Below are 24,540 nucleotides of genomic sequence, written 5' to 3' on the forward strand. Positions count from 1 at the left end.
CTTTCTCTATCTCGGTTTTAATGCATATTTTAATGCTTCATTTGTCGAAGAAACACCGATGACTTCTATATTTTCTGGGAATTTCCACCCTCCAATATTCGTTTTCGGTATAATAACACGTTTAAAGCCTAATTTCGCCGCTTCTTGGACTCTTTGTTCAATTCTAGACACTCTTCGAACTTCTCCAGTTAAGCCTACTTCTCCAATAAAACAATCTAAACCGTCTACCGCTTGATCTTTGAAACTTGATGCCGTAGCAATAATAATCCCTAAATCTACTGCAGGTTCACTCAGTTTGACGCCACCTGCAACTTTTATATACGCATCTTGTTGTTGAAGCAAATAGCCTTCTTTTTTCTCTAACACTGCCATCAACAAACTTAAACGGTTATGATCGATTCCAGTTGCCATACGTCGAGGATTATTAAATGTCGTTGGGGTTACAAGCGCTTGTACTTCTATTAACAACGGACGCGTCCCTTCCATTGTGGCCACAATCGTTGAACCAGGCACATTAGTAGAGCGCTCCTCCAAAAACATTTCTGAAGGGTTAGGTACACTTTTAAGCCCCGCTTGTTTCATCTCAAATATACCCATTTCGTTAGTTGAACCAAAACGGTTTTTAACCGCACGTAATATGCGATACGCATGGTGTTCATCTCCTTCAAAATAGAGCACTGTATCCACCATATGTTCTAATAGTCTCGGTCCAGCAATTTGTCCTTCTTTTGTTACATGTCCTACGATAAATGTGGCGATATTCATTTGTTTCGCAATATGCATTAAACTTTGTGTACTTTCACGAACTTGTGAAACTGAACCCGGCGCAGAACTGATTTCTGGATGATAAATCGTTTGTATAGAATCGACAACAATCAATTCAGGCTCTACTTTTTTAACAACTTCATGAATAATTTCAAGATCTGTTTCCGCAAAAACATTTAAAGCACTGGCATCTTCATCAAGACGATCGGCACGCAATTTCGTCTGATTTAATGACTCTTCCCCCGTGATATACAGAACTTTCTTTTCTTTGGATAATGCTGCACACATCTGAAGTAACAGTGTCGATTTACCAATACCCGGATCGCCACCAATTAAGACAAGTGAGCCTTGAACAATGCCGCCACCTAGAACACGGTTGAACTCCTGACTATTTGTAAGAATTCTCGGCGTTTTTTCGTTTTTAATCTCTTTAAGCGTTTGCACTTTTTGAGAATGGTTTGTTTTTTGTGCACGTACGCTATGTTTAGAACTGGTCGTTTTTTGTTCTACAACTTCTTCCATTGAATTCCATGCTCCACAGTTGAGACAATTCCCCATCCATTTAGGGTACTGGTGACCGCATGCGGTACATTCGTATACTATTTTTTTCTTAGCCATGATGCCACCTCCTTTTTTTGATATAACAAATCTATTTTATACTTGTGTCATCAATCTGACAAATGAAGAATTAAAAAGATCGCGAAACAAAAATCGATACATTTTTATTATTCTAGTACGTTAAAAACGTAATGTTTCACAGACGCAAAGTAGTATCATCGTTAAAAAGTTGCGACTGCATAAGCTAAGCCGAAACTTACACCATAAAGAGACTAGAACATTGGATGTCCTAGCCTCAGTTTGTCTCATTCTATTAAGATGTCGTTTCGTCCTTTTCTTCAACGTGATCTGACGTTACTTCAGATTGGCGTTCTTGAATATCGTATTTGAACGCTTTGCCGTCATAATCTACCGTCACATCTTTACCGTCTAATTCTTTACCTTCTAAAATCAGTTCACTCAAATTATCTTCCACAGTTTTCTGAATCGCTCGGATTAACGGACGTGCTCCGTATTCAGGGTCATATCCTTCTGAAGCAATTTGATCTTTCGCCGCATCTGTCACTTTAATATTAATGTTTTGTTCTGATAAGCGTGATGTTAATTTATTAACCATCATTGTGACAATGGCTTTTAATTCTTCTTTAGTAAGTTTATGGAAGACAATTGTATCGTCCACACGGTTTAAAAATTCAGGACGAAATGCATTTTTAAGTTCTTTCATCATTGTTTTACGAATCGTTTCGTAGTCTTCTCCATCACCTTGACTACCGAATCCTGCAAAACGCTGATCTTGAAGTTCTTGAGCACCTACGTTTGATGTCATAATGATTACGGTATTTCTAAAATCCACACGTCGTCCTTTTGTATCTGTAAGATGCCCGTCGTCTAAAACTTGTAAAAGAATATTAAACACATCTGGATGTGCTTTTTCAATTTCATCAAATAAAATGACAGAATAAGGTTTACGACGCACTTTTTCAGTTAATTGTCCACCATCGTCATGACCTACATAGCCAGGAGGTGCACCTACTAAACGACTTACAGCATGTTTTTCCATAAATTCACTCATATCCACACGAATCATCGCGTCTTCTTCACCAAACATTGTTTCTGCCAGTGCACGCGCGAGCTCTGTTTTACCTACACCCGTAGGTCCAAGGAATATAAAGCTACCAATAGGACGTTTTGGATCTTTTAATCCTGCACGTGCGCGACGAACAGCTTTCGAAATCGCAGTCACAGCGTCTTTTTGACCGATTACACGCTCATGTAACGTATCTTCGAGATGAAGTAAACGCTCAGACTCAGTTTCATTAAGACGCGTTAACGGAATACCCGTCCAACCTGCGATAACTTCTGCAATATCTTCGGCACCTAGCGTCGTATGTTGACCACCTTGGTGATTTTTCCATTCATTTTTAGCTTCTTCATATTGTTTTTCTAACTTCGTTTGCTTGTCACGAAGGTTCGCTGCATTTTCAAATTCTTGCGCATGTACAGCCGCATCTTTTTCTTTTTTAACTTGTTCGATTTGTTGTTCAATTTCTTTCAAGTTTGGCGGTGTCGTATGATGTCTCAAACGCACTTTTGAACTTGCTTCGTCTATTAAATCAATTGCTTTATCGGGTAAAAATCGATCTTGAACATAACGATCACTTAATTTAGCTGCCGCTTCAACAGCTTCGTCGGAAATATTAATACGGTGATGCGCTTCATAACGGTCTCTTAAACCTTTAAGAATTTGAATCGTATCTTCAACGCTTGGTTCGTCTACTTGAACGGGTTGGAAACGACGCTCTAATGCGGCATCTTTTTCAATATGCTTACGGTACTCATCTAATGTTGTGGCACCAATACATTGTAGCTCACCACGTGCAAGGGCGGGCTTTAAAATATTTGAAGCATCGATAGCACCTTCTGCACCACCTGCACCAATTAAAGTGTGAAGCTCATCAATGAATAAAATCACGTTGCCCGCTTGATGAATTTCTTCCATGACTTTTTTCAAACGCTCTTCAAATTCACCACGATATTTCGTCCCTGCAACGACCGTCCCCATATCAAGAGACATAACGCGTTTGTCTTTGAGTGTTTCAGGTACTTCATTATTCACGATAGCTTGAGCTAACCCTTCTGCAATCGCTGTTTTACCTACACCAGGTTCCCCTATTAATACAGGGTTGTTTTTTGTACGACGACTTAGCACTTCAATGACACGTGTAATTTCTTTGTTTCTGCCAACTACTGGATCTAACGTACCATCTTTGGCGATAACTGTTAAATCGCGAGCCAAGCTATCCAAAGTCGGTGTATTATTTGATTTTGCAGTTTGCGCATTTTTGTTAGACGTTTCAGGATTACCTAATGCTTTAACGACTTGTGCACGTGCTTTCGTAATATTAAGGTCTAAATTAGCAAACACGCGTGCCGCTACGCCTTCGTTTTCACGTATTAAACCTAATAAAATATGCTCTGTTCCTACAAAATTATGTTGTAATTTACGGGCTTCATCCATTGAAAGTTCAATGACTTTCTTCGCGCGTGGCGTATAATGAAGTGCCCCCATGTTATCTTGGCCATGACCAATCAGTTTTTCTACTTCTGCAATCACTTTTTCTTCAGTAATATCAACACTTTCTAATACTTTTGCCGCGATACCTTCTGGCTCTTTCATTAAGCCAAGTAATAAGTGCTCTGTACCAATATTAGAGTGATTGAGACGTATGGCCTCTTCTTGCGCATGTGCTAAAACACGTTGCGCGCGTTCAGTAAGTCTTCCAAATAACATAATCAAACCTCCTTAAATATGTGTTCGTAAAATTTCTGCTCTTTTAGCTTCTACAGACTGTTCTTCATTTTCGTCTATTAAAAATGGAGATTGTATTGCAATCATTAATTCATTAAACTGAAAATCTTCCATATCTAAAATACCTAAATCTACACCTAATTTAATATCACTCAAACGATACGACGCTTCTTCTACTGATATTAATTGGCTATATTTCAAAATACCTAGCGAACGATAAATCCGATCAAGCATTTCTGTTTTTTTATGTGTGTGCAAGCGTGTTCTAAATTCCAGTTCTTCACTAATAATTTGCTGTACTAATTCTGTTAACGCTTCGATAATTTCTTTTTCACTTTTGCCTAGAGTAAGCTGGTTCGAGACTTGGTAGATATGTCCATAAACTTGAGACCCTTCACCATAAATACCGCGAATTGTAAAACCAAATCGATTGATCGATTGCGCAATGCGAGACATTCGCTTCATAATTGATAACCCAGGCAAATGAAGCATCACACTCGCTCTCATCCCTGTGCCAACATTTGTTGGGCAGGTTGTGAGATAACCTAAATCCTCGTCATAACTAATCGTTGTTGCGGCATCTAGCTGATCATCAATTTTGGATGCTTTGTCATACAATGCCTCCAAGGATAAATCTGTTTTCATCACTTGGATACGCACATGATCCTCTTCATTTACCATCACGCTCACGGACTCATCATCGTTAAGCAGCACAGCAGAGGCAGGCTGCTTCGTCAAATCAGGACTAATGAGATGTTTGGCTACTAATTTGTATTTACTTTGTTGGTCAAGCTCATCTAAGCGCAAAACGTTCAAATCGGCTAGTGCATCTTGCACCTCGTTAATCACACGGTGCCCTTCTTCTTCTGATGGAAACATGAGCGGATGCACATAGTTTTCAAGGTTTCGTGCTAAGCGAATACGTGATGACATCACAACAGGAGATGTGCTAGATTCTTGAAGCCATCCACTCATATGATGTTTAAGATTGTCGGTCATCTTGAGACACCTCGCTTTGCTGTACTTCAAGTGCTTTAATCTCATCACGGACAATTGCTGCTTCTTCAAATGCTTGCGCTTCAACTAACGCTTGTAGTTTTTCTTGCTTAGCTTCTATTTGTTGTTTTAATGCACGTTTTTGATGCGAGGATTGTGGATATTTTCCAGAGTGCGTCATGTGCCCACCTTGAACGCGTCGGACAATGTCATAGACATCTTCCTTAAACGTTACATAACAATCACGACATCCAAATTTACCAACATGTGCAATATCTTTAAGCGACATTTGACAAGTTGGACATCTTTTTTCTTCGCGATAAACAAGTTGATCTACATTGATACCGTATTTAGCAGCAAGATGCTGTAAAATTTGTTGAACGACAAACGTCCCTTCTACATCTTCTCCTGCCTGCCAATGCTCATCAGATTGATTGTGTATGGGCTCTTGAGATAACACTATAGGCTTATGGTTTCGCTGTTGTTGTACTTGCGCTCGTTTTAGTTCCTCATGTGTCATAGCATCACCTTCTAGTAATAGTTAATGACTGGAAGTAATCGTTTTAAAATGTTAGCGCGGATAATATCTCGAGATGCGACATCCATCGTTAACGTTTCTCTATCGACGACTGCTGCAATCAATTTAGCTTCGCGTTCTGTAATTAATTGATTATCTAATAACCCATCAATAATATAATAGGCTTGTTGTTGAGAGAGGGATGGGCCGATTAAATCCATTAAACGTTTGATATAGAAGGCATGATCTTTTGTTTCGATTTTAGTAATACGAATGTAGCCTCCACCCCCACGTTTACTTTCAATTTCGTATCCATGTTCGTTCGTAAAGCGTGTTTTTATGACATAATTCAGCTGAGATGGTACACAATCAAAGCGTTGTGCGATATTGGCGCGCTGAATTTCAACGACATCCTCTTTAGTTTCTTCAAATAACTGTTTAATGTACTGTTCTATGATGTCTGACATATTATGCATGGTATCACCTCTTTTGACCATCTTTGACTATATTATAGAAGCTAGTTTGACCTTTTTCAACCAATTTGTTTCTAAGTGTCCTAAAATTGTTATGTTACTGCTTACATTTTTGGTGTATGATAGTCTTAGTGAAAATTTATAAATTGGACAGAGGTGTTTATTTCATGCACATTTTGATTGGGATAATTGGGATACTTGTGTTTTTGGGAGTAGCTTGGCTCGCAAGTTCTGACAAGAAAAATGTTCGCTGGCATTATATTGGTTTAATGTTAGTTATTCAAATGATATTCGCTTTTATTTTATTAAAAACGAATGTCGGGGTTATTATTGTAGGCGGTATTGCACACGGATTCGGTTATTTACTGAAACAAGCTGCTGAAGGCGTTAATTTCGTATTTGGAGGTTTAGCGAATACAGGAGCAGCACCATTCTTCTTAAATGTTTTACTTCCTATCGTCTTTATTTCCGCTTTAATCGGTATTTTACAATATTTAAAGATTTTACCTGTCATTATTAATGTTTTAGGATTTTTAATTTCAAAAGTCAATGGTATGGGTCGTTTAGAATCATACAACGCTGTTGCATCTGCGATTTTAGGGCAGTCTGAAGTGTTCATTTCACTTAAGAAACAATTGCCTTACATTCCTAAACATCGTTTATACACTTTAACAGCGTCAGCAATGTCTACGGTCTCAGCATCAATTATCGGCGCTTATTTTACAATGGTAAAACCAGAATATGTTGTAACTGCTATAGTTTTAAACTTATTCGGTGGATTTATCGTAGCATCGATTATTAATCCTTATAAAGTTAACGAAAAAGATGACAAATTACTTATAGAAGAAGAGAAAAAACAACAATCTTTCTTTGAAATGTTGGGAGAATACATTTTAGATGGTTTCAAAGTTGCAGTGATTGTTGGTGCGATGTTAATTGGATATATCGCCTTAATTACATTCTTAAATGGTATTGTGGGCGCCATTATCAATTTCGCTTCTGGTGGTACGCTAGATTGGAATTTCCAAACATTAATCGGTTTTGTATTTGCACCACTTGCGTTTTTAACAGGGATTCCTTGGCATGATGCTGTTGAAGCAGGTTCAATTATGGCGACAAAACTTTTATCAAATGAATTCGTAGCTATGACTGAGTTAGGCAAAGCTAACGGTCTTTCTGAACGTGCACTTGGTGTCGTTTCTGTATTCTTAGTGTCATTTGCTAACTTCAGTTCAATCGGTATCATCTCAGGTGCAATCAAATCTTTAAATGACGAAAAAGGTGACGTTGTCGCTCGTTTCGGGCTTAAATTATTGTTTGGTGCGACACTTGTATCATTTATTTCTGCTACAATCGCTGGTTTCTTTATTTAAAACAACAAAAAGCTGTATGTCATGAAAAATAGACATACAGCTTTTTATTTTATGCTTCAGAGACAACGTTATTAATAAAATAATTGATGATACTATAATCTTCAGTAAGTTCAGGATGGAACGACACGCCTAAATACTTTCCTTGACGAACCGCAATGATTTTATCCTCAATTCGCCCTAAGACTTCTACCGTCGCTTCAGTAGATTGAATATGCGGTGCACGAATGAACACACCTTCTACTAACGTATCAATGCCTTTTATTGTTAGATCTGCTTCGAAACTGTCCACTTGGCGCCCAAATGAATTACGTTCAACAGTAATATCTAACTTTTGCAAGTAACCTGTTTCATTCACAATATCTTTAGCAAGTACGATAAGTCCAGCACAAGTACCAAACATCGGTAACTCAGATTGTTGGAGCGCTTCTTTAAAACCATATAAATCCATCAAACGACGTAATGTTGTAGATTCGCCACCTGGAATAATTAAACCATCAATATCTTTAAGTTGTTCTACTTTTTTCACATAAATGCCTTCGTGCCCACTCGCTTCAATATGGCGAATATGTTCACGTACAGCACCTTGTAATGCAAGTACGCCGATTTTCATCTTACCAACCACGCTCTTGCATACGTTCTTCTAATGAAAGTGAGTTAATATCTAACCCTTTCATTGCTGTGCCAAGTTCTTTAGCCAATTTACCAATTAATTCATAGTCTTGGTAGTGTGTTGTTGCTTGTACAATTGCTTTAGCAAAAGTTTCAGGATCTTCGGATTTGAAGATACCAGATCCTACAAATACACCATCTGCACCTAATTCCATCATTAACGCTGCATCTTGAGGTGTCGCAACACCGCCCGCTGCAAAGTTCACTACTGGTAAACGCCCTGTTGATTTAATCATTTTTAAAATATCGTAAGGCGCGCCTAAGTTTTTCGCTTCTGTCATTAATTCATCATCACTCATTACAGTGATACGATTCACTTCTTGATTCACCTGACGCATATGACGAACCGCTTCTACAATATTACCTGTACCTGGTTCACCTTTTGTACGTAACATAGCTGCGCCTTCACCAATACGACGCGCTGCTTCACCTAAATTACGACATCCACATACAAATGGAACCGTGTAATCGCTCTTCTTAAGGTGAAAAACTTCATCTGCTGGTGTAAGCACTTCAGATTCATCAATATAGTCTACACCCATAGCCTCTAATACACGTGCTTCTGTAATGTGCCCAATACGACATTTCGCCATTACAGGGATAGACACCGCATTCATCACTTCTTCAACAATTCTAGGGTTGCATGCACGTGCAACACCACCTGCTGCTCTAATATCAGATGGTACGCGCTCAAGCGCCATAACTGCAACAGCACCTGCTTCTTCTGCAATCTTAGCTTGTTCGGCGTTAACCACGTCCATGATGACGCCACCTTTTTGCATTTCTGCCATACCGCGTTTTACGCGATCTGAGCCTACTTGTTTAGACATTTTAAATTGCCCCCTTTTCGAATATACAAGAGTAGCTTATACTATTATCTGAACCTTTAAAAGTGTCAGAACGCTACAAATTAAAGTGGTCAGATAGGATGGATACAATGGAAATGCTCATGTTTGATATCGATAAACTAAAGTCTCAGCCAATTTATTTACAGCTCTACGATAAAATAAAAGAGAGTATTATTGAAGGGGCTTTGCGCGAAGGCGAAAAATTACCTTCTAAGCGGCAACTCAGCCAATACCTTTCTGTTAGCCAAACGACAATTGAAAATGCGTATTCTCAATTAATAGATGAAGGTTTTGTGATTAGTAAACCTAAATCAGGTTATTTCGTGAGTGATATAGAATCACTTCCATTTATCGCAAGAAATACAAAAAACACCGTTGAAGTCACGGAGGAATCAAAACCAACGCCTCACTACCCATTCCGATTTCAATTAGGTGCCATCGATAAAGCACATTTCCCGCTCGAAACGCTTAGAAAATTTTCAAAAGAAGCTTTTGAAGAGCCACAGTTCCACCTCGTCGAAACAGGCCATAAACAAGGTGACTTTGCCTTACGCAAAGAAATAAGCCAATATCTTTTTCATAGTCGTGGCGTTCAAGCAACACCTGCCCAAGTCATTGTTGCGTCATCCACAGATCAAATTTTGTCCATTATCACTGATTTATTGCCACCTAAAAGTCATTATCTTTTAGAAGATCCATTGTACCCACAAGTGCATCAACTATTAAAGCGTAAACATATTAACTATTCGTTTTTAAAAGTTCACGATGAAGGCGTGCAAATCGCACAACATAAAGGTGATAAAGATGTCGTTTATATCACGCCAAGTCATCAATTTCCAACAGGTGTGACGATGAAACTAAAACAGCGTATCGCTTTACTGAAATGGGCACAAGCAACGCCTTTTCGATACATTATAGAAGATGACTATGATTCTGAATTTCGCTATGAAGGAAAACCGATTCCAGCACTTCAAAGCCTAGATCAATCTGGTAGCGTCATTTATGTCAGTACATTTTCAAAATCGATAGCGCCTTCGATTCGTATCGCCTATGCCGTTTTACCTATAGCATTGCAACAACAATACCAAAAAACCAAAAATATCGAGGGCGGAACTGTCCCGAGACATACACAATATATGGTCAGTCAATTTATGGCAACACACCATTTCGAGCGCCATTTAAACAGAATGCGTAAAATTTACCGACAAAAAAGAGATATTTTAATTGCCACTTTAAACCGTCACCCTGAATTAATTAAAATTTCAGGTGAAAAAACAGGCATGCATTTTGTAATAACCATAACGAACGGTTGGACTGAAGCTCAATGTATCCAAAGCTTTCATCACCATCGCATTGAAATTAAACCGTTGTCAGCTTATCGCTATCAATTTAAAACAACGACACCTCAATTTGTGCTCGGATTTGGAGGCATTCCATTAGATGAAGTGGAAAGTCATGCCAAACAATTAATATCGAGCTTACAACCAACAGATCGTATCAAAAGTGATTAAAACTAAAAGCGATTCAAATTTAACCATTTAAGTTAAACTTGAACCGCTTTTTAATTTTCCGTGATCTATTTTTTCAATTTGTATAGGATTAACCGTTGTGAATCAAACTCATATGGTTTTAATCTTTTAATAAATTAGGATTACGTTGGTCTTGATAGTCGTATAATTCAATTTCTTGAAGTTGCATTAAAAATTGACGCAATTGTGCGTAATGTTTGAGTTCTGGTAACTCAATCACTTCATCATGATATTTGCCACATTCAAACAACTTCGCAATATTTTCAAACACGACAAGATATATTCCAAGCGCACGCTCATCTAAATAGACACCCCGGTCATCATGTAAAATTTGCGTTAGCTTAAAGTTAATCTGTTGCAATAAGAAAATCGCTGGATAATAGTATTGTGTACGCTTATGATTTGATGAAATTTCACCATATGCCCTGTTATACATCATTTCCATATTTTCAACTTTTAATTTCAGACGTAATTTCGCCTTATTTGGATGATACATTTTATGATATTTGGGATACTGATGCTCAGAAAAAACGTAATGAAATATTTGTGACTCAACTCTAGCCACATCAGCCATAATTTCAGGTAAATTTCTCGAAGCGATGCGTCGTCCAATAATCATTACGCCAATCACCGCAATGACAATACCTACAGTAGTATCTAAAAACCGTGGTACTGCTATCATTGGCGTAAAGTTGCCTTGCGCAAGTCCGCCTAATAAAATCACTTGAGTCGTAATCGCAATCATAGCCAATGCATAATTCGCACCTACTAGCGCCTCAGTTAATGCTGCACTCAAAGCAAGCACACACACAACAATACCTATATGCGGATGAAAACTAAGAAAACTCGCAACAAAAATTACACCTACCATCGTTCCTAGCCAACGTGCGACAGCGCGTTCTAAACTTGCAATATTTGTTCCTCCAACCAATACGGTATGCGCACTCAAAGGCACCCAATATGCTCTTTCCAAGTCAAACACTAGCGCCACAATAATTGAAATGCCGATAATTAATGTATACTTCATTGTTGCTACAAAAGATGCTGATTCTGGTGTAAGATGATATAACAAACGATGACTGTACTGTGGTGAACGAATTTCAATATTTTCTTTCACTCTTAATTCTGTAGAAGTCAAAGTTTCGTCTACTTTAAAAATCAATTTAACCAATTCATCAAATTGCTTTTCTACATCGATACGTTTCCGCCAGAGTGCCTTCGTTTCAGAAGGATGCACAATTTCTTTAGTTATATGGTCTATCATCTGTTGAATCACTTTAGGGATTGGGCGAATCCCTTTCGCATTAAGTTCTAATAGCTCTGAATATATCCCTTCCGCCCATTGATGTAAGAGCACACTTCTTTGATAACGTGTCGAACGTTTTTGTAAAGAAGAACCTGTTGTATTTAACGTTTCAGACGTTTGGAGAAATGTTTTTACTGCGATTTTCGTCAAATCATTAAATTGTTCTTGATTATTAAACTGATGCACTAATTTTTGAACTAATTGATACTCTTTTTTTATTGCTTGTGTCTCTTGAGATTCGCTTTTAATCAGATGATCGACAATAATCATCGCTAATGCTAACAAGCCACCTATCCCTACCATTACACCACGATGGAAAAAGTCTTCTGGATGTTGTGGCATAACAATTGAAAGACTGTAGGCAATGATAAAAAAAGTTGAAGAAGGACCGGGTACATTTAAAGTTGTAAAGATATAGTACGGGATAACAGAAAAAATAAGTAAGAAAATAGCAAACATAATCGGATTTCCCGTTGTTAAAGTCCCTAACATCATAGCAATAACGAAACTTAATGAAGTCAATGATACCACACGAATACGAGACGTAAATGTCCAATCAAACGCATAAATATGTGCAAGTGTCCCTATAGAAATAAGTAGTGCGGTTGCCATATCATTAAATAACCAACCGTATAACAAAGGAATTAGCATAATAATTCCTTGTCGAATTCCTTTTCGTATATCAATCTTTGCTGTATTGATTTGTGCTAATTGCTTAACATACAAATTCAATGTAATTCACCTAGATTCTTTCTATATGTGTTTTTTATTCCTATATTAGAATATCATTTTTTAGTGTATAAAAAAAAGAGACCTCTCGGTCTCGATTCGGCTCATCGCATCATATATTGATGTTTGCTTGGCAACGTCCTACTCTCGCGGAACGTAAGTCCGACTACCATCGGCGCTAAAGAGCTTAACTTCTGTGTTCGGCATGGGAACAGGTGTGACCTCTTTGCTATTGTCACCAAACAATGTTTTACTTTATGTCAAACGTTTTCACTTCGTAAAGTGACTTTGAATGTTATACATTCAAAACTAGATAGTAAGTAGATTTTCACAAGCATTACCTTATGAACTAATTTGATTAAGTCTTCGATCGATTAGTATTCGTCAGCTCCACGTATCGCTACGCTTCCACCTCGAACCTATTAACCTCATCATCTTTGAGGGATCTTATAACCGAAGTTGGGAAATCTCATCTTGAGGGGGGCTTCATGCTTAGATGCTTTCAGCACTTATCCCGTCCATACATAGCTACCCAGCTATGCCGTTGGCACGACAACTGGTACACCAGAGGTATGTCCATCCCGGTCCTCTCGTACTAAGGACAGCGCCTCTCAAATTTCCTACGCCCACGACGGATAGGGACCGAACTGTCTCACGACGTTCTGAACCCAGCTCGCGTACCGCTTTAATGGGCGAACAGCCCAACCCTTGGGACCGACTACAGCCCCAGGATGCGATGAGCCGACATCGAGGTGCCAAACCTCCCCGTCGATGTGAACTCTTGGGGGAGATAAGCCTGTTATCCCCGGGGTAGCTTTTATCCGTTGAGCGATGGCCCTTCCATGCGGAACCACCGGATCACTAAGTCCGTCTTTCGACCCTGCTCGACTTGTAGGTCTCGCAGTCAAGCTCCCTTATGCCTTTACACTCTATGAATGATTTCCAACCATTCTGAGGGAACCTTTGAGCGCCTCCGTTACACTTTAGGAGGCGACCGCCCCAGTCAAACTGCCCGCCTGACACTGTCTCCCAACTCGATAAGAGTTGCGGGTTAGAAATCCAATACAATTAGGGTAGTATCCCACCAATGCCTCCACGTAAGCTAGCGCTCACGCTTCTAAGGCTCCTACCTATCCTGTACAAACTGTACCGAATTTCAATATCAGGCTACAGTAAAGCTCCACGGGGTCTTTCCGTCCTGTCGCGGGTAACCGGCATCTTCACCGGTACTATGATTTCACCGAGTCTCTCGTTGAGACAGTGCCCAAATCGTTACGCCTTTCGTGCGGGTCGGAACTTACCCGACAAGGAATTTCGCTACCTTAGGACCGTTATAGTTACGGCCGCCGTTTACTGGGGCTTCGATTCGTAGCTTCGCTAATGCTAACCACTCCTCTTAACCTTCCAGCACCGGGCAGGCGTCAGCCCCTATACGTCACCTTACGGTTTAGCAGAGACCTGTGTTTTTGATAAACAGTCGCTTGGGCCTATTCACTGCGGCTCTTCGAAGCGTGAACCTCAAAGAGCACCCCTTCTCCCGAAGTTACGGGGTCATTTTGCCGAGTTCCTTAACGAGAGTTCGCTCGCTCACCTTAGAATTCTCATCTTGACTACCTGTGTCGGTTTGCGGTACGGGCACCAATCTTCTAGCTAGAGGCTTTTCTCGGCAGTGTGAAATCAACGACTCGAGGAAAACTTGTTTCCTCTCCCCATCACAGCTTGACCTTAATGAGTGCCGGATTTGCCTAACACTCAGTCTTACTGCTTAGACGTGCACTCCAACAGCACGCTTCGCCTATCCTACTGCGTCCCCCCATCGCTTAAAACGAATCATGGTGGTACAGGAATATCAACCTGTTATCCATCGCCTACGCCTGTCGGCCTCAGCTTAGGACCCGACTAACCCAGAGCGGACGAGCCTTCCTCTGGAAACCTTAGTCAATCGGTGGACGGGATTCTCACCCGTCTTTCGCTACTCACACCGGCATTCTCACTTCTAAGCGCTCCACATGTCCTTGCGGTCATGCTTCAACGCCCTTAGAACGCTCTCCTACCATTGTCCTGAAGGACAATCCACAGCTTCGGTAATATGTTTAGCCCCGGTACATTTTCGGCGCAGTGTCACTCGACTAGTGAGCTATTACGCACTCTTTAAATGATGGCTGCTTCTAAGCCAACATCCTAGTTGTCTGGGCAACGCCACATCCTTTTCCACTTAACATATATTTTGGGACCTTAGCTGGTGGTCTGGGCTGTTTCCCTTTCGAACACGGACCTTATCACCCATGTTCTGACTCCCAAGTTAAATTATTTGGCATTCGGAGTTTGTCTGAATTCGGTAACCCGAGAGGGGCCCCTCGTCCAAACAGTGCTCTACCTCCAATAATCATCACTTGAGGCTAGCCCTAAAGCTATTTCGGAGAGAACCAGCTATCTCCAAGTTCGATTGGAATTTCTCCGCTACCCTCAGTTCATCCGCTCACTTTTCAACGTAAGTCGGTTCGGTCCTCCATTCAGTGTTACCTGAACTTCAACCTGACCAAGGGTAGATCACCTGGTTTCGGGTCTACGACCAAATACTCATTCGCCCTATTCAGACTCGCTTTCGCTACGGCTCCACATTTTCTGCTTAACCTTGCATCAGATCGTAACTCGCCGGTTCATTCTACAAAAGGCACGCCATCACCCATTAACGGGCTCTGACTACTTGTAAGCACACGGTTTCAAGTTCTCTTTCACTCCCCTTCCGGGGTACTTTTCACCTTTCCCTCACGGTACTGGTTCACTATCGGTCACTAGAGAGTATTTAGCCTTGGGAGATGGTCCTCCCAGATTCCGACGGAATTTCACGTGCTCCGCCGTACTCAGGATCCACTCAAGAGGGAATATGTTTTCGACTACAGGATTTTTACCTTCTCTGATTAACCTTTCCAGGTTATTCGTCTAACATGTTCCTTTGTAACTCCATAAGAGTGTCCTACAACCCCAACAAGCAAGCTTGTTGGTTTGGGCTCTTCCCGTTTCGCTCGCCGCTACTCAGGGAATCGATTTTTCTTTCTCTTCCTCCGGGTACTAAGATGTTTCAGTTCTCCGGGTCTACCTTCTCACATGCTATGTATTCACATGCGGATAACACGACATAACTCGTGCTGGGTTCCCCCATTCGGAAATCTCTGGATCACAGCTTACTTACAGCTCCCCAAAGCATATCGTCGTTAGTAACGTCCTTCATCGGCTTCTAGTGCCAAGGCATCCACCGTGCGCCCTTAATAACTTAATCTAGACGTGTTGATAAGCGTTCGCATTCTTATTCATCACGGCACAAATCACTCAGTTACTTACGCAAGTAAGCGCCTTCGTTCTTGTTTGTGATTCATAGACTGACAAACGCTTTCAATCACGTCTATCCTATCTACGTTATAATGCTTAACTTATCTTCACCAGTTATTAATTATGTGAGTCGTCTGTCGACGACTAGCGATAATTTTTTGTTTCAAGCTTTTCGCTTGTCACTCGGTTTTGCTTGGTAAAATCAATACTTACTTATCTAGTTTTCAATGTACAATTTAAATGGTGGGCCTAAGTGGACTCGAACCACCGACCTCACGCTTATCAGGCGTGCGCTCTAACCAGCTGAGCTATAGGCCCATTTGTTTGAATCCTCAATCTATATGAGCATTCAAAACTGAATACAATATGTCACGTTATTCCTTATCGCCTTAAGGCGATATTCCGTATATTATCCTTAGAAAGGAGGTGATCCAGCCGCACCTTCCGATACGGCTACCTTGTTACGACTTCACCCCAATCATTTGTCCCACCTTCGGCGGCTAGCTCCAAATGGTTACTCCACCGGCTTCGGGTGTTACAAACTCTCGTGGTGTGACGGGCGGTGTGTACAAGACCCGGGAACGTATTCACCGTAGCATGCTGATCTACGATTACTAGCGATTCCAGCTTCATGTAGTCGAGTTGCAGACTACAATCCGAACTGAGAACAACTTTATGGGATTTGCTTGACCTCGCGGTTTCGCTGCCCTTTGTATTGTCCATTGTAGCACGTGTGTAGCCCAAATCATAAGGGGCATGATGATTTGACGTCATCCCCACCTTCCTCCGGTTTGTCACCGGCAGTCAACTTAGAGTGCCCAACTTAATGATGGCAACTAAGCTTAAGGGTTGCGCTCGTTGCGGGACTTAACCCAACATCTCACGACACGAGCTGACGACAACCATGCACCACCTGTCATTTTGTCCTCCGAAGAGGAAAACTCTATCTCTAGAGCGGTCAAAAGATGTCAAGATTTGGTAAGGTTCTTCGCGTTGCTTCGAATTAAACCACATGCTCCACCGCTTGTGCGGGTCCCCGTCAATTCCTTTGAGTTTCAGTCTTGCGACCGTACTCCCCAGGCGGAGTGCTTAATGCGTTAGCTGCAGCACTAAGGGGCGGAAACCCCCTAACACTTAGCACTCATCGTTTACGGCGTGGACTACCAGGGTATCTAATCCTGTTTGATCCCCACGCTTTCGCACATCAGCGTCAGTTACAGACCAGAAAGCCGCCTTCGCCACTGGTGTTCCTCCATATCTCTGCGCATTTCACCGCTACACATGGAATTCCACTTTCCTCTTCTGCACTCAAGTTTTCCAGTTTCCAATGACCCTCCACGGTTGAGCCGTGGGCTTTCACATCAGACTTAAAAAACCGCCTACGCGCGCTTTACGCCCAATAATTCCGGATAACGCTTGCCACCTACGTATTACCGCGGCTGCTGGCACGTAGTTAGCCGTGGCTTTCTGGTTAGGTACCGTCAAGACGTGCACAGTTACTTACACGTTTGTTCTTCCCTAACAACAGAGCTTTACGATCCGAAGACCTTCATCACTCACGCGGCGTTGCTCCGTCAGGCTTTCGCCCATTGCGGAAGATTCCCTACTGCTGCCTCCCGTAGGAGTCTGGACCGTGTCTCAGTTCCAGTGTGGCCGATCACCCTCTCAGGTCGGCTACGTATCGTCGCCTTGGTAAGCCGTTACCTTACCAACTAGCTAATACGGCGCGGGTCCATCTATAAGTGACAGCAAGACCGTCTTTCACTATCGAACCATGCGGTTCGATATGTTATCCGGCATTAGCTCCGGTTTCCCGAAGTTATTCCAGTCTTATAGGTAGGTTACCCACGTGTTACTCACCCGTCCGCCGCTAACGTCAAAGGAGCAAGCTCCTCTTCAGTTCGCTCGACTTGCATGTATTAGGCACGCCGCCAGCGTTCATCCTGAGCCAGGATCAAACTCTCCATAAAAGAAGTAAGCTTGATATAGCTCGTTGATTGGTTAAGCCAATCACTCTGAAAGTACTTAACGTACTCAAATTATTGGAATTAACGTTGACATATTGTCATTCAGTTTTCAATGTTCATGCGTCGTTTCTTTCGACTCGACAAGAATTAATTATACAGACTTTTGTAATGAAAGTCAACACTTTTATTCTATTTTTCCAAAGAAAAAATGACCGCTAGGTCATGATAAAAGTTTGCTTGGCAACGTCCTACTCTCGCGGAACGTAAGTCCGACTACCATCGGCGCTAAAGAGCTTAACTTCTGTGTTCGGCATGGGAACAGGTGTGACCTCTTTGCTATTGTCACCAAACAATGTTTTACTTTATGTCAAACGTTTTCACTTCGTAAAGTGACTTTGAATGTTATACATTCAAAACTAGATAGTAAGTAGATTTTCACAAGCATTACCTTATGAACTAATTTGATTAAGTCTTCGATCGATTAGTATTCGTCAGCTCCACGTATCGCTACGCTTCCACCTCGAACCTATTAACCTCATCATCTTTGAGGGATCTTATAACCGAAGTTGGGAAATCTCATCTTGAGGGGGGCTTCATGCTTAGATGCTTTCAGCACTTATCCCGTCCATACATAGCTACCCAGCTATGCCGTTGGCACGACAACTGGTACACCAGAGGTATGTCCATCCCGGTCCTCTCGTACTAAGGACAGCGCCTCTCAAATTTCCTACGCCCACGACGGATAGGGACCGAACTGTCTCACGACGTTCTGAACCCAGCTCGCGTACCGCTTTAATGGGCGAACAGCCCAACCCTTGGGACCGACTACAGCCCCAGGATGCGATGAGCCGACATCGAGGTGCCAAACCTCCCCGTCGATGTGAACTCTTGGGGGAGATAAGCCTGTTATCCCCGGGGTAGCTTTTATCCGTTGAGCGATGGCCCTTCCATGCGGAACCACCGGATCACTAAGTCCGTCTTTCGACCCTGCTCGACTTGTAGGTCTCGCAGTCAAGCTCCCTTATGCCTTTACACTCTATGAATGATTTCCAACCATTCTGAGGGAACCTTTGAGCGCCTCCGTTACACTTTAGGAGGCGACCGCCCCAGTCAAACTGCCCGCCTGACACTGTCTCCCAACTCGATAAGAGTTGCGGGTTAGAAATCCAATACAATTAGGGTAGTATCCCACCAATGCCTCCACGTAAGCTAGCGCTCACGCTTCTAAGGCTCCTACCTATCCTGTACAAACTGTACCGAATTTCAATATCAGGCTACAGTAAAGCTCCACGGGGTCTTTCCGTCCTGTCGCGGGTAACCGGCATCTTCACCGGTACTATGATTTCACCGAGTCTCTCGTTGAGACAGTGCCCAAATCGTTACGCCTTTCGTGCGGGTCGGAACTTACCCGACAAGGAATTTCGCTACCTTAGGACCGTTATAGTTACGGCCGCCGTTTACTGGGGCTTCGATTCGTAGCTTCGCTAATGCTAACCACTCCTCTTAACCTTCCAGCACCGGGCAGGCGTCAGCCCCTATACGTCACCTTACGGTTTAGCAGAGACCTGTGTTTTTGATAAACAGTCGCTTGGGCCTATTCACTGCGGCTCTTCGAAGCGTGAACCTCAAAGAGCACCCCTTCTCCCGAAGTTACGGGGTCATTTTGCCGAGTTCCTTAACGAGAGTTCGCTCGCTCACCTTAGAATTCTCATCTTGACTACCTGTGTCGGTTTGCGGTACGGGCACCAATCTTCTAGCTAGAGGCTTTTCTCGGCAGTGTGAAATCAACGACTCGAGGAAAACTTGTTTCCTCTCCCCATCACAGCTTGACCTTAATGAGTGCCGGATTTGCCTAACACTCAGTCTTACTGCTTAGACGTGCACTCCAACAGCACGCTTCGCCTATCCTACTGCGTCCCCCCATCGCTTAAAACGAATCATGGTGGTACAGGAATATCAACCTGTTATCCATCGCCTACGCCTGTCGGCCTCAGCTTAGGACCCGACTAACCCAGAGCGGACGAGCCTTCCTCTGGAAACCTTAGTCAATCGGTGGACGGGATTCTCACCCGTCTTTCGCTACTCACACCGGCATTCTCACTTCTAAGCGCTCCACATGTCCTTGCGGTCATGCTTCAACGCCCTTAGAACGCTCTCCTACCATTGTCCTGAAGGACAATCCACAGCTTCGGTAATATGTTTAGCCCCGGTACATTTTCGGCGCAGTGTCACTCGACTAGTGAGCTATTACGCACTCTTTAAATGATGGCTGCTTCTAAGCCAACATCCTAGTTGTCTGGGCAACGCCACATCCTTTTCCACTTAACATATATTTTGGGACCTTAGCTGGTGGTCTGGGCTGTTTCCCTTTCGAACACGGACCTTATCACCCATGTTCTGACTCCCAAGTTAAATTATTTGGCATTCGGAGTTTGTCTGAATTCGGTAACCCGAGAGGGGCCCCTCGTCCAAACAGTGCTCTACCTCCAATAATCATCACTTGAGGCTAGCCCTAAAGCTATTTCGGAGAGAACCAGCTATCTCCAAGTTCGATTGGAATTTCTCCGCTACCCTCAGTTCATCCGCTCACTTTTCAACGTAAGTCGGTTCGGTCCTCCATTCAGTGTTACCTGAACTTCAACCTGACCAAGGGTAGATCACCTGGTTTCGGGTCTACGACCAAATACTCATTCGCCCTATTCAGACTCGCTTTCGCTACGGCTCCACATTTTCTGCTTAACCTTGCATCAGATCGTAACTCGCCGGTTCATTCTACAAAAGGCACGCCATCACCCATTAACGGGCTCTGACTACTTGTAAGCACACGGTTTCAAGTTCTCTTTCACTCCCCTTCCGGGGTACTTTTCACCTTTCCCTCACGGTACTGGTTCACTATCGGTCACTAGAGAGTATTTAGCCTTGGGAGATGGTCCTCCCAGATTCCGACGGAATTTCACGTGCTCCGCCGTACTCAGGATCCACTCAAGAGGGAATATGTTTTCGACTACAGGATTTTTACCTTCTCTGATTAACCTTTCCAGGTTATTCGTCTAACATGTTCCTTTGTAACTCCATAAGAGTGTCCTACAACCCCAACAAGCAAGCTTGTTGGTTTGGGCTCTTCCCGTTTCGCTCGCCGCTACTCAGGGAATCGATTTTTCTTTCTCTTCCTCCGGGTACTAAGATGTTTCAGTTCTCCGGGTCTACCTTCTCACATGCTATGTATTCACATGCGGATAACACGACATAACTCGTGCTGGGTTCCCCCATTCGGAAATCTCTGGATCACAGCTTACTTACAGCTCCCCAAAGCATATCGTCGTTAGTAACGTCCTTCATCGGCTTCTAGTGCCAAGGCATCCACCGTGCGCCCTTAATAACTTAATCTAGACGTGTTGATAAGCGTTCGCATTCTTATTCATCACGGCACAAATCACTCAGTTACTTACGCAAGTAAGCGCCTTCGTTCTTGTTTGTGATTCATAGACTGACAAACGCTTTCAATCACGTCTATCCTATCTATGTTATAATGCTTAACTTATCTTCACCAGTTATTAATTATGTGAGTCGTCTGTCGACGACTAGCGATAATTTTTTGTTTCAAGCTTTTCGCTTGTCACTCGGTTTTGCTTGGTAAAATCAATACTTACTTATCTAGTTTTCAATGTACAATGTTGAATCCTCAACCTATATGAGCATTCAAAACTGAATACAATATGTCACGTTATTCCTTATCGCCTTAAGGCGATATTCCGTATATATCCTTAGAAAGGAGGTGATCCAGCCGCACCTTCCGATACGGCTACCTTGTTACGACTTCACCCCAATCATTTGTCCCACCTTCGACGGCTAGCTCCAAATGGTTACTCCACCGGCTTCGGGTGTTACAAACTCTCGTGGTGTGACGGGCGGTGTGTACAAGACCCGGGAACGTATTCACCGTAGCATGCTGATCTACGATTACTAGCGATTCCAGCTTCATGTAGTCGAGTTGCAGACTACAATCCGAACTGAGAACAACTTTATGGGATTTGCTTGACCTCGCGGTTTCGCTGCCCTTTGTATTGTCCATTGTAGCACGTGTGTAGCCCAAATCATAAGGGGCATGATGATTTGACGTCATCCCCACCTTCCTCCGGTTTGTCACCGGCAGTCAACTTAGAGTGCCCAACTTAATGATGGCAACTAAGCTTAAGGGTTGCGCTCGTTGCGGGACTTAACCCAACATCTCACGACACGAGCTGACGACAACCATGCACCACCTGTCATTTTGTCCTCCGAAGAGGAAAACTCTATCTCTAGAGCGGTCAAAAGATGTCAAGATTTGGTAAGGTTCTTCGCGTTGCTTCGAATTAAACCACATGCTCCACCGCTTGTGCGGGTCCCCGTCAATTCCTTTGAGTTTCAGTCTTGCGACCGTACTCCCCAGGCGGAGTGCTTAATGCGTTAGCTGCAGCACTAAGGGGCGGAAACCCCCTAACACTTAGCACTCATCGTTTACGGCGTGGACTACCAGGGTATCTAATCCTGTTTGATCCCCACGCTTTCGCACATCAGCGTCAGTTACAGACCAGAAAGCCGCCTTCGCCACTGGTGTTCCTCCATATCTCTGCGCATTTCACCGCTACACATGGAATTCCACTTTCCTCTTCTGCACTCAAGTTTTCCAGTTTCCAATGACCCTCCACGGTTGAGCCGTGGGCTTTCACATCAGACTTAAAAAACCGCCTACGCGCGCTTTACGCCCAATAATTCCGGATAACGCTTGCCACCTACGTATTACCGCGGCTGCTGGCACGTAGTTAGCCGTGGCTTTCTGGTTAGGTACCGTCAAGACGTGCACAGTTACTTACACGTTTGTTCTTCCCTAACAACAGAGCTTTACGATCCGAAGACCTTCATCACTCACGCGGCGTTGCTCCGTCAGGCTTTCGCCCATTGCGGAAGATTCCCTACTGCTGCCTCCCGTAGGAGTCTGGACCGTGTCTCAGTTCCAGTGTGGCCGATCACCCTCTCAGGTCGGCTACGTATCGTCGCCTTGGTAAGCCGTTACCTTACCAACTAGCTAATACGGCGCGGGTCCATCTATAAGTGACAGCAAGACCGTCTTTCACTATCGAACCATGCGGTTCGATATGTTATCCGGCATTAGCTCCGGTTTCCCGAAGTTATTCCAGTCTTATAGGTAGGTTACCCACGTGTTACTCACCCGTCCGCCGCTAACGTCAAAGGAGCAAGCTCCTCTTCAGTTCGCTCGACTTGCATGTATTAGGCACGCCGCCAGCGTTCATCCTGAGCCAGGATCAAACTCTCCATAAAAGAAGTAAGCTTGATATAGCTCGTTGATTGGTTAAGCCAATCACTCTGAAAGTACTTAACGTACTCAAATTATTGGAATTAACGTTGACATATTGTCATTCAGTTTTCAATGTTCATTATTATAAGAAATCATAAAAATGGTGGAGACTAGCGGGATCGAACCGCTGACCTCCTGCGTGCAAAGCAGGCGCTCTCCCATCTGAGCTAAGCCCCCATATTAAGAAAAGTGTTTTTAAGAAGTCGGGAAGACAGGATTTGAACCTGCGACCCCTTGGTCCCAAACCAAGTGCTCTACCAAGCTGAGCTACTTCCCGTTATTAAAAATGGCGCGCCCGATAGGAGTCGAACCCATAACCTCTTGATCCGTAGTCAAACGCTCTATCCAATTGAGCTACGGGCGCTTATTAATGGTGCCGAGGACCGGAATCGAACCGGTACGGTGATCTCTCACCGCAGGATTTTAAGTCCTGTGCGTCTGCCAGTTCCGCCACCCCGGCAAAATAAATGGAGCAGAAGACGGGATTCGAACCCGCGACCCCAACCTTGGCAAGGTTGTATTCTACCGCTGAACTACTTCTGCTCATTAGTATTCGAATGATGAGCCATAGAGGATTCGAACCTCTGACCCTCTGATTAAAAGTCAGATGCTCTACCAACTGAGCTAATGGCTCATATAAATGGTGCCGGCCAGAGGACTTGAACCCCCAACCTACTGATTACAAGTCAGTTGCTCTACCAATTGAGCTAGGCCGGCTATTAAAATGGTGGAGAATGACGGGTTCGAACCGCCGACCCTCTGCTTGTAAGGCAGATGCTCTCCCAGCTGAGCTAATTCTCCTAATCAATTGCCTAGCAACGTCCTACTCTCGCGGAACGTAAGTCCGACTACCATCGGCGCTAAAGAGCTTAACTTCTGTGTTCGGCATGGGAACAGGTGTGACCTCTTTGCTATTGTCACTAGACAAATTTTATTCCGTAGCTTTTGTCGGCTACCTTTTTATAATACACAGTTTGCAAACACTTTTCAATAGTTAATTTTACACTTTCTTAAAGCTTTTTACAAACGTTTTACTTATGTATGCCGCTTGTTTTTGACGACTTTTATATATTACATAATTCTATTCGAAGTGTCAACACTTTTTATATGTTTTTTCAACTTTTTATTTCTCAAGTTCTATCAAATGGCATTGCATTTATCCGCACGATTGATGCGCTCACTTTGAAATATTCTATAGCCTTTTCTTTAAAATAGCAAGTGGTTTTTTAATATTCATGTAAAAAACTTAATATTTCTTTCATGGTAGCGTAAAAGCCTATACTTTATAGGTGGATTTTATAATTCTTCTTTCAAT

10 protein-coding genes, 9 tRNA genes and 7 rRNA genes are annotated in these 24,540 nt (G+C 42.8%); 2 read left to right on the forward strand and 24 right to left on the reverse strand.

The annotated features are described in order from the left end of the window. Positions 1-6: 6 nt before the first annotated feature. The 5 genes from radA to LN051_RS10365 all read right to left on the reverse strand — a co-directional run bounded on the left by radA (position 7) and on the right by LN051_RS10365 (position 6,121). Positions 7-1,383, reverse strand: a complete 1,377-nt coding sequence (gene radA / locus LN051_RS10345; protein ID WP_229292442.1) for a DNA repair protein RadA — start codon at positions 1,381-1,383, stop codon at positions 7-9. Between the two features lie 253 nt (positions 1,384-1,636). After that, the gene (locus tag LN051_RS10350) at positions 1,637-4,114 is read right to left on the reverse strand and encodes an ATP-dependent Clp protease ATP-binding subunit (RefSeq protein WP_229292443.1); all 2,478 of its coding nucleotides are present in this window, start codon (positions 4,112-4,114) and stop codon (positions 1,637-1,639) included. Between the two features lie 12 nt (positions 4,115-4,126). After that, on the reverse strand, positions 4,127-5,131 hold the full coding sequence (locus LN051_RS10355) for a protein arginine kinase (RefSeq protein ID WP_229292444.1): 1,005 nt from the start codon (positions 5,129-5,131) through the stop codon (positions 4,127-4,129). Beyond that, a complete protein-coding gene (locus LN051_RS10360; RefSeq protein ID WP_420853977.1) occupies positions 5,115-5,648 on the reverse strand; it encodes a UvrB/UvrC motif-containing protein in 534 nt (177 codons plus the stop codon). The genes LN051_RS10355 and LN051_RS10360 overlap by 17 nt, the downstream gene beginning before the upstream one ends. An 11-nt stretch (positions 5,649-5,659) precedes the next feature. After that, positions 5,660-6,121, reverse strand: a complete 462-nt coding sequence (locus LN051_RS10365; RefSeq protein ID WP_229292445.1) for a CtsR family transcriptional regulator — start codon at positions 6,119-6,121, stop codon at positions 5,660-5,662. Positions 6,122-6,285: 164 nt separating this feature from the next. On the opposite strand from LN051_RS10365, the gene LN051_RS10370 reads away from it, so the two are divergent. After that, positions 6,286-7,491 carry a NupC/NupG family nucleoside CNT transporter gene (locus LN051_RS10370; protein ID WP_229292446.1) on the forward strand — a complete coding sequence of 402 codons (1,206 nt, stop codon included), beginning with the start codon at positions 6,286-6,288 and terminating at the stop codon, positions 7,489-7,491. 49 nt (positions 7,492-7,540) lie between these two features. On the opposite strand, the gene pdxT is transcribed toward LN051_RS10370, so the two are convergent. Together pdxT and pdxS are read right to left on the reverse strand one after the other, a co-directional pair. Continuing rightward, the gene (pdxT, locus tag LN051_RS10375) at positions 7,541-8,101 is read right to left on the reverse strand and encodes a pyridoxal 5'-phosphate synthase glutaminase subunit PdxT (RefSeq protein WP_229292447.1); all 561 of its coding nucleotides are present in this window, start codon (positions 8,099-8,101) and stop codon (positions 7,541-7,543) included. A 1-nt stretch (position 8,102) separates the two neighbouring features. Further along, complete coding sequence (gene pdxS / locus LN051_RS10380) at positions 8,103-8,990, reverse strand: pyridoxal 5'-phosphate synthase lyase subunit PdxS (RefSeq protein ID WP_229292448.1); 888 nt, start codon at positions 8,988-8,990, stop codon at positions 8,103-8,105. Between the two features lie 107 nt (positions 8,991-9,097). On the opposite strand from pdxS, the gene pdxR reads away from it, so the two are divergent. Beyond that, positions 9,098-10,519 carry a MocR-like pyridoxine biosynthesis transcription factor PdxR gene (pdxR, locus tag LN051_RS10385; RefSeq protein ID WP_229293677.1) on the forward strand — a complete coding sequence of 474 codons (1,422 nt, stop codon included), beginning with the start codon at positions 9,098-9,100 and terminating at the stop codon, positions 10,517-10,519. A gap of 118 nt (positions 10,520-10,637) precedes the next feature. On the opposite strand, the gene LN051_RS10390 is transcribed toward pdxR, so the two are convergent. The 17 genes from LN051_RS10390 to rrf (LN051_RS10470) all read right to left on the reverse strand — a co-directional run bounded on the left by LN051_RS10390 (position 10,638) and on the right by rrf (LN051_RS10470) (position 24,150). Further along, positions 10,638-12,575 carry an FUSC family protein gene (locus LN051_RS10390; RefSeq protein WP_229292449.1) on the reverse strand — a complete coding sequence of 646 codons (1,938 nt, stop codon included), beginning with the start codon at positions 12,573-12,575 and terminating at the stop codon, positions 10,638-10,640. Positions 12,576-12,700: 125 nt separating this feature from the next. Continuing rightward, positions 12,701-12,815, reverse strand: a 5S ribosomal RNA gene (gene rrf / locus LN051_RS10395). A 111-nt stretch (positions 12,816-12,926) separates the two neighbouring features. After that, positions 12,927-15,852, reverse strand: a 23S ribosomal RNA gene (locus tag LN051_RS10400). Between the two features lie 291 nt (positions 15,853-16,143). After that, positions 16,144-16,220: transfer RNA gene (locus tag LN051_RS10405), tRNA-Ile, on the reverse strand. 101 nt (positions 16,221-16,321) lie between these two features. Next, positions 16,322-17,872, reverse strand: a 16S ribosomal RNA gene (locus LN051_RS10410). Positions 17,873-18,104: 232 nt separating this feature from the next. Further along, a 5S ribosomal RNA gene (rrf, locus tag LN051_RS10415) occupies positions 18,105-18,219 on the reverse strand. A 111-nt stretch (positions 18,220-18,330) separates the two neighbouring features. Beyond that, positions 18,331-21,256, reverse strand: a 23S ribosomal RNA gene (locus LN051_RS10420). Positions 21,257-21,637: 381 nt separating this feature from the next. After that, a 16S ribosomal RNA gene (locus tag LN051_RS10425) occupies positions 21,638-23,188 on the reverse strand. 138 nt (positions 23,189-23,326) lie between these two features. Then, positions 23,327-23,402 (reverse strand) — tRNA-Ala (locus LN051_RS10430). A 26-nt stretch (positions 23,403-23,428) separates the two neighbouring features. Beyond that, positions 23,429-23,502, reverse strand: a tRNA-Pro gene (locus LN051_RS10435). 10 nt (positions 23,503-23,512) lie between these two features. Next, positions 23,513-23,589, reverse strand: a tRNA-Arg gene (locus LN051_RS10440). Between the two features lie 7 nt (positions 23,590-23,596). Beyond that, positions 23,597-23,685, reverse strand: a tRNA-Leu gene (locus LN051_RS10445). 8 nt (positions 23,686-23,693) lie between these two features. Beyond that, positions 23,694-23,768 (reverse strand) — tRNA-Gly (locus LN051_RS10450). Positions 23,769-23,786: 18 nt separating this feature from the next. After that, positions 23,787-23,859, reverse strand: a tRNA-Lys gene (locus LN051_RS10455). Between the two features lie 7 nt (positions 23,860-23,866). Next, positions 23,867-23,942: transfer RNA gene (locus LN051_RS10460), tRNA-Thr, on the reverse strand. A gap of 8 nt (positions 23,943-23,950) precedes the next feature. Next, a tRNA-Val gene (locus LN051_RS10465) sits at positions 23,951-24,026 on the reverse strand. Positions 24,027-24,035: 9 nt separating this feature from the next. Further along, positions 24,036-24,150, reverse strand: a 5S ribosomal RNA gene (rrf, locus tag LN051_RS10470). Together the 16S, 23S and 5S rRNA genes with 9 tRNA genes alongside form the textbook arrangement of a ribosomal RNA operon. Between the last annotated feature and the right edge of the window lie 390 nt (positions 24,151-24,540).

Origin of the sequence: Staphylococcus ratti (genome assembly GCF_020883535.1) — a bacterium.
Taxonomy (GTDB): Bacteria; Bacillota; Bacilli; order Staphylococcales; family Staphylococcaceae; genus Staphylococcus; species Staphylococcus ratti.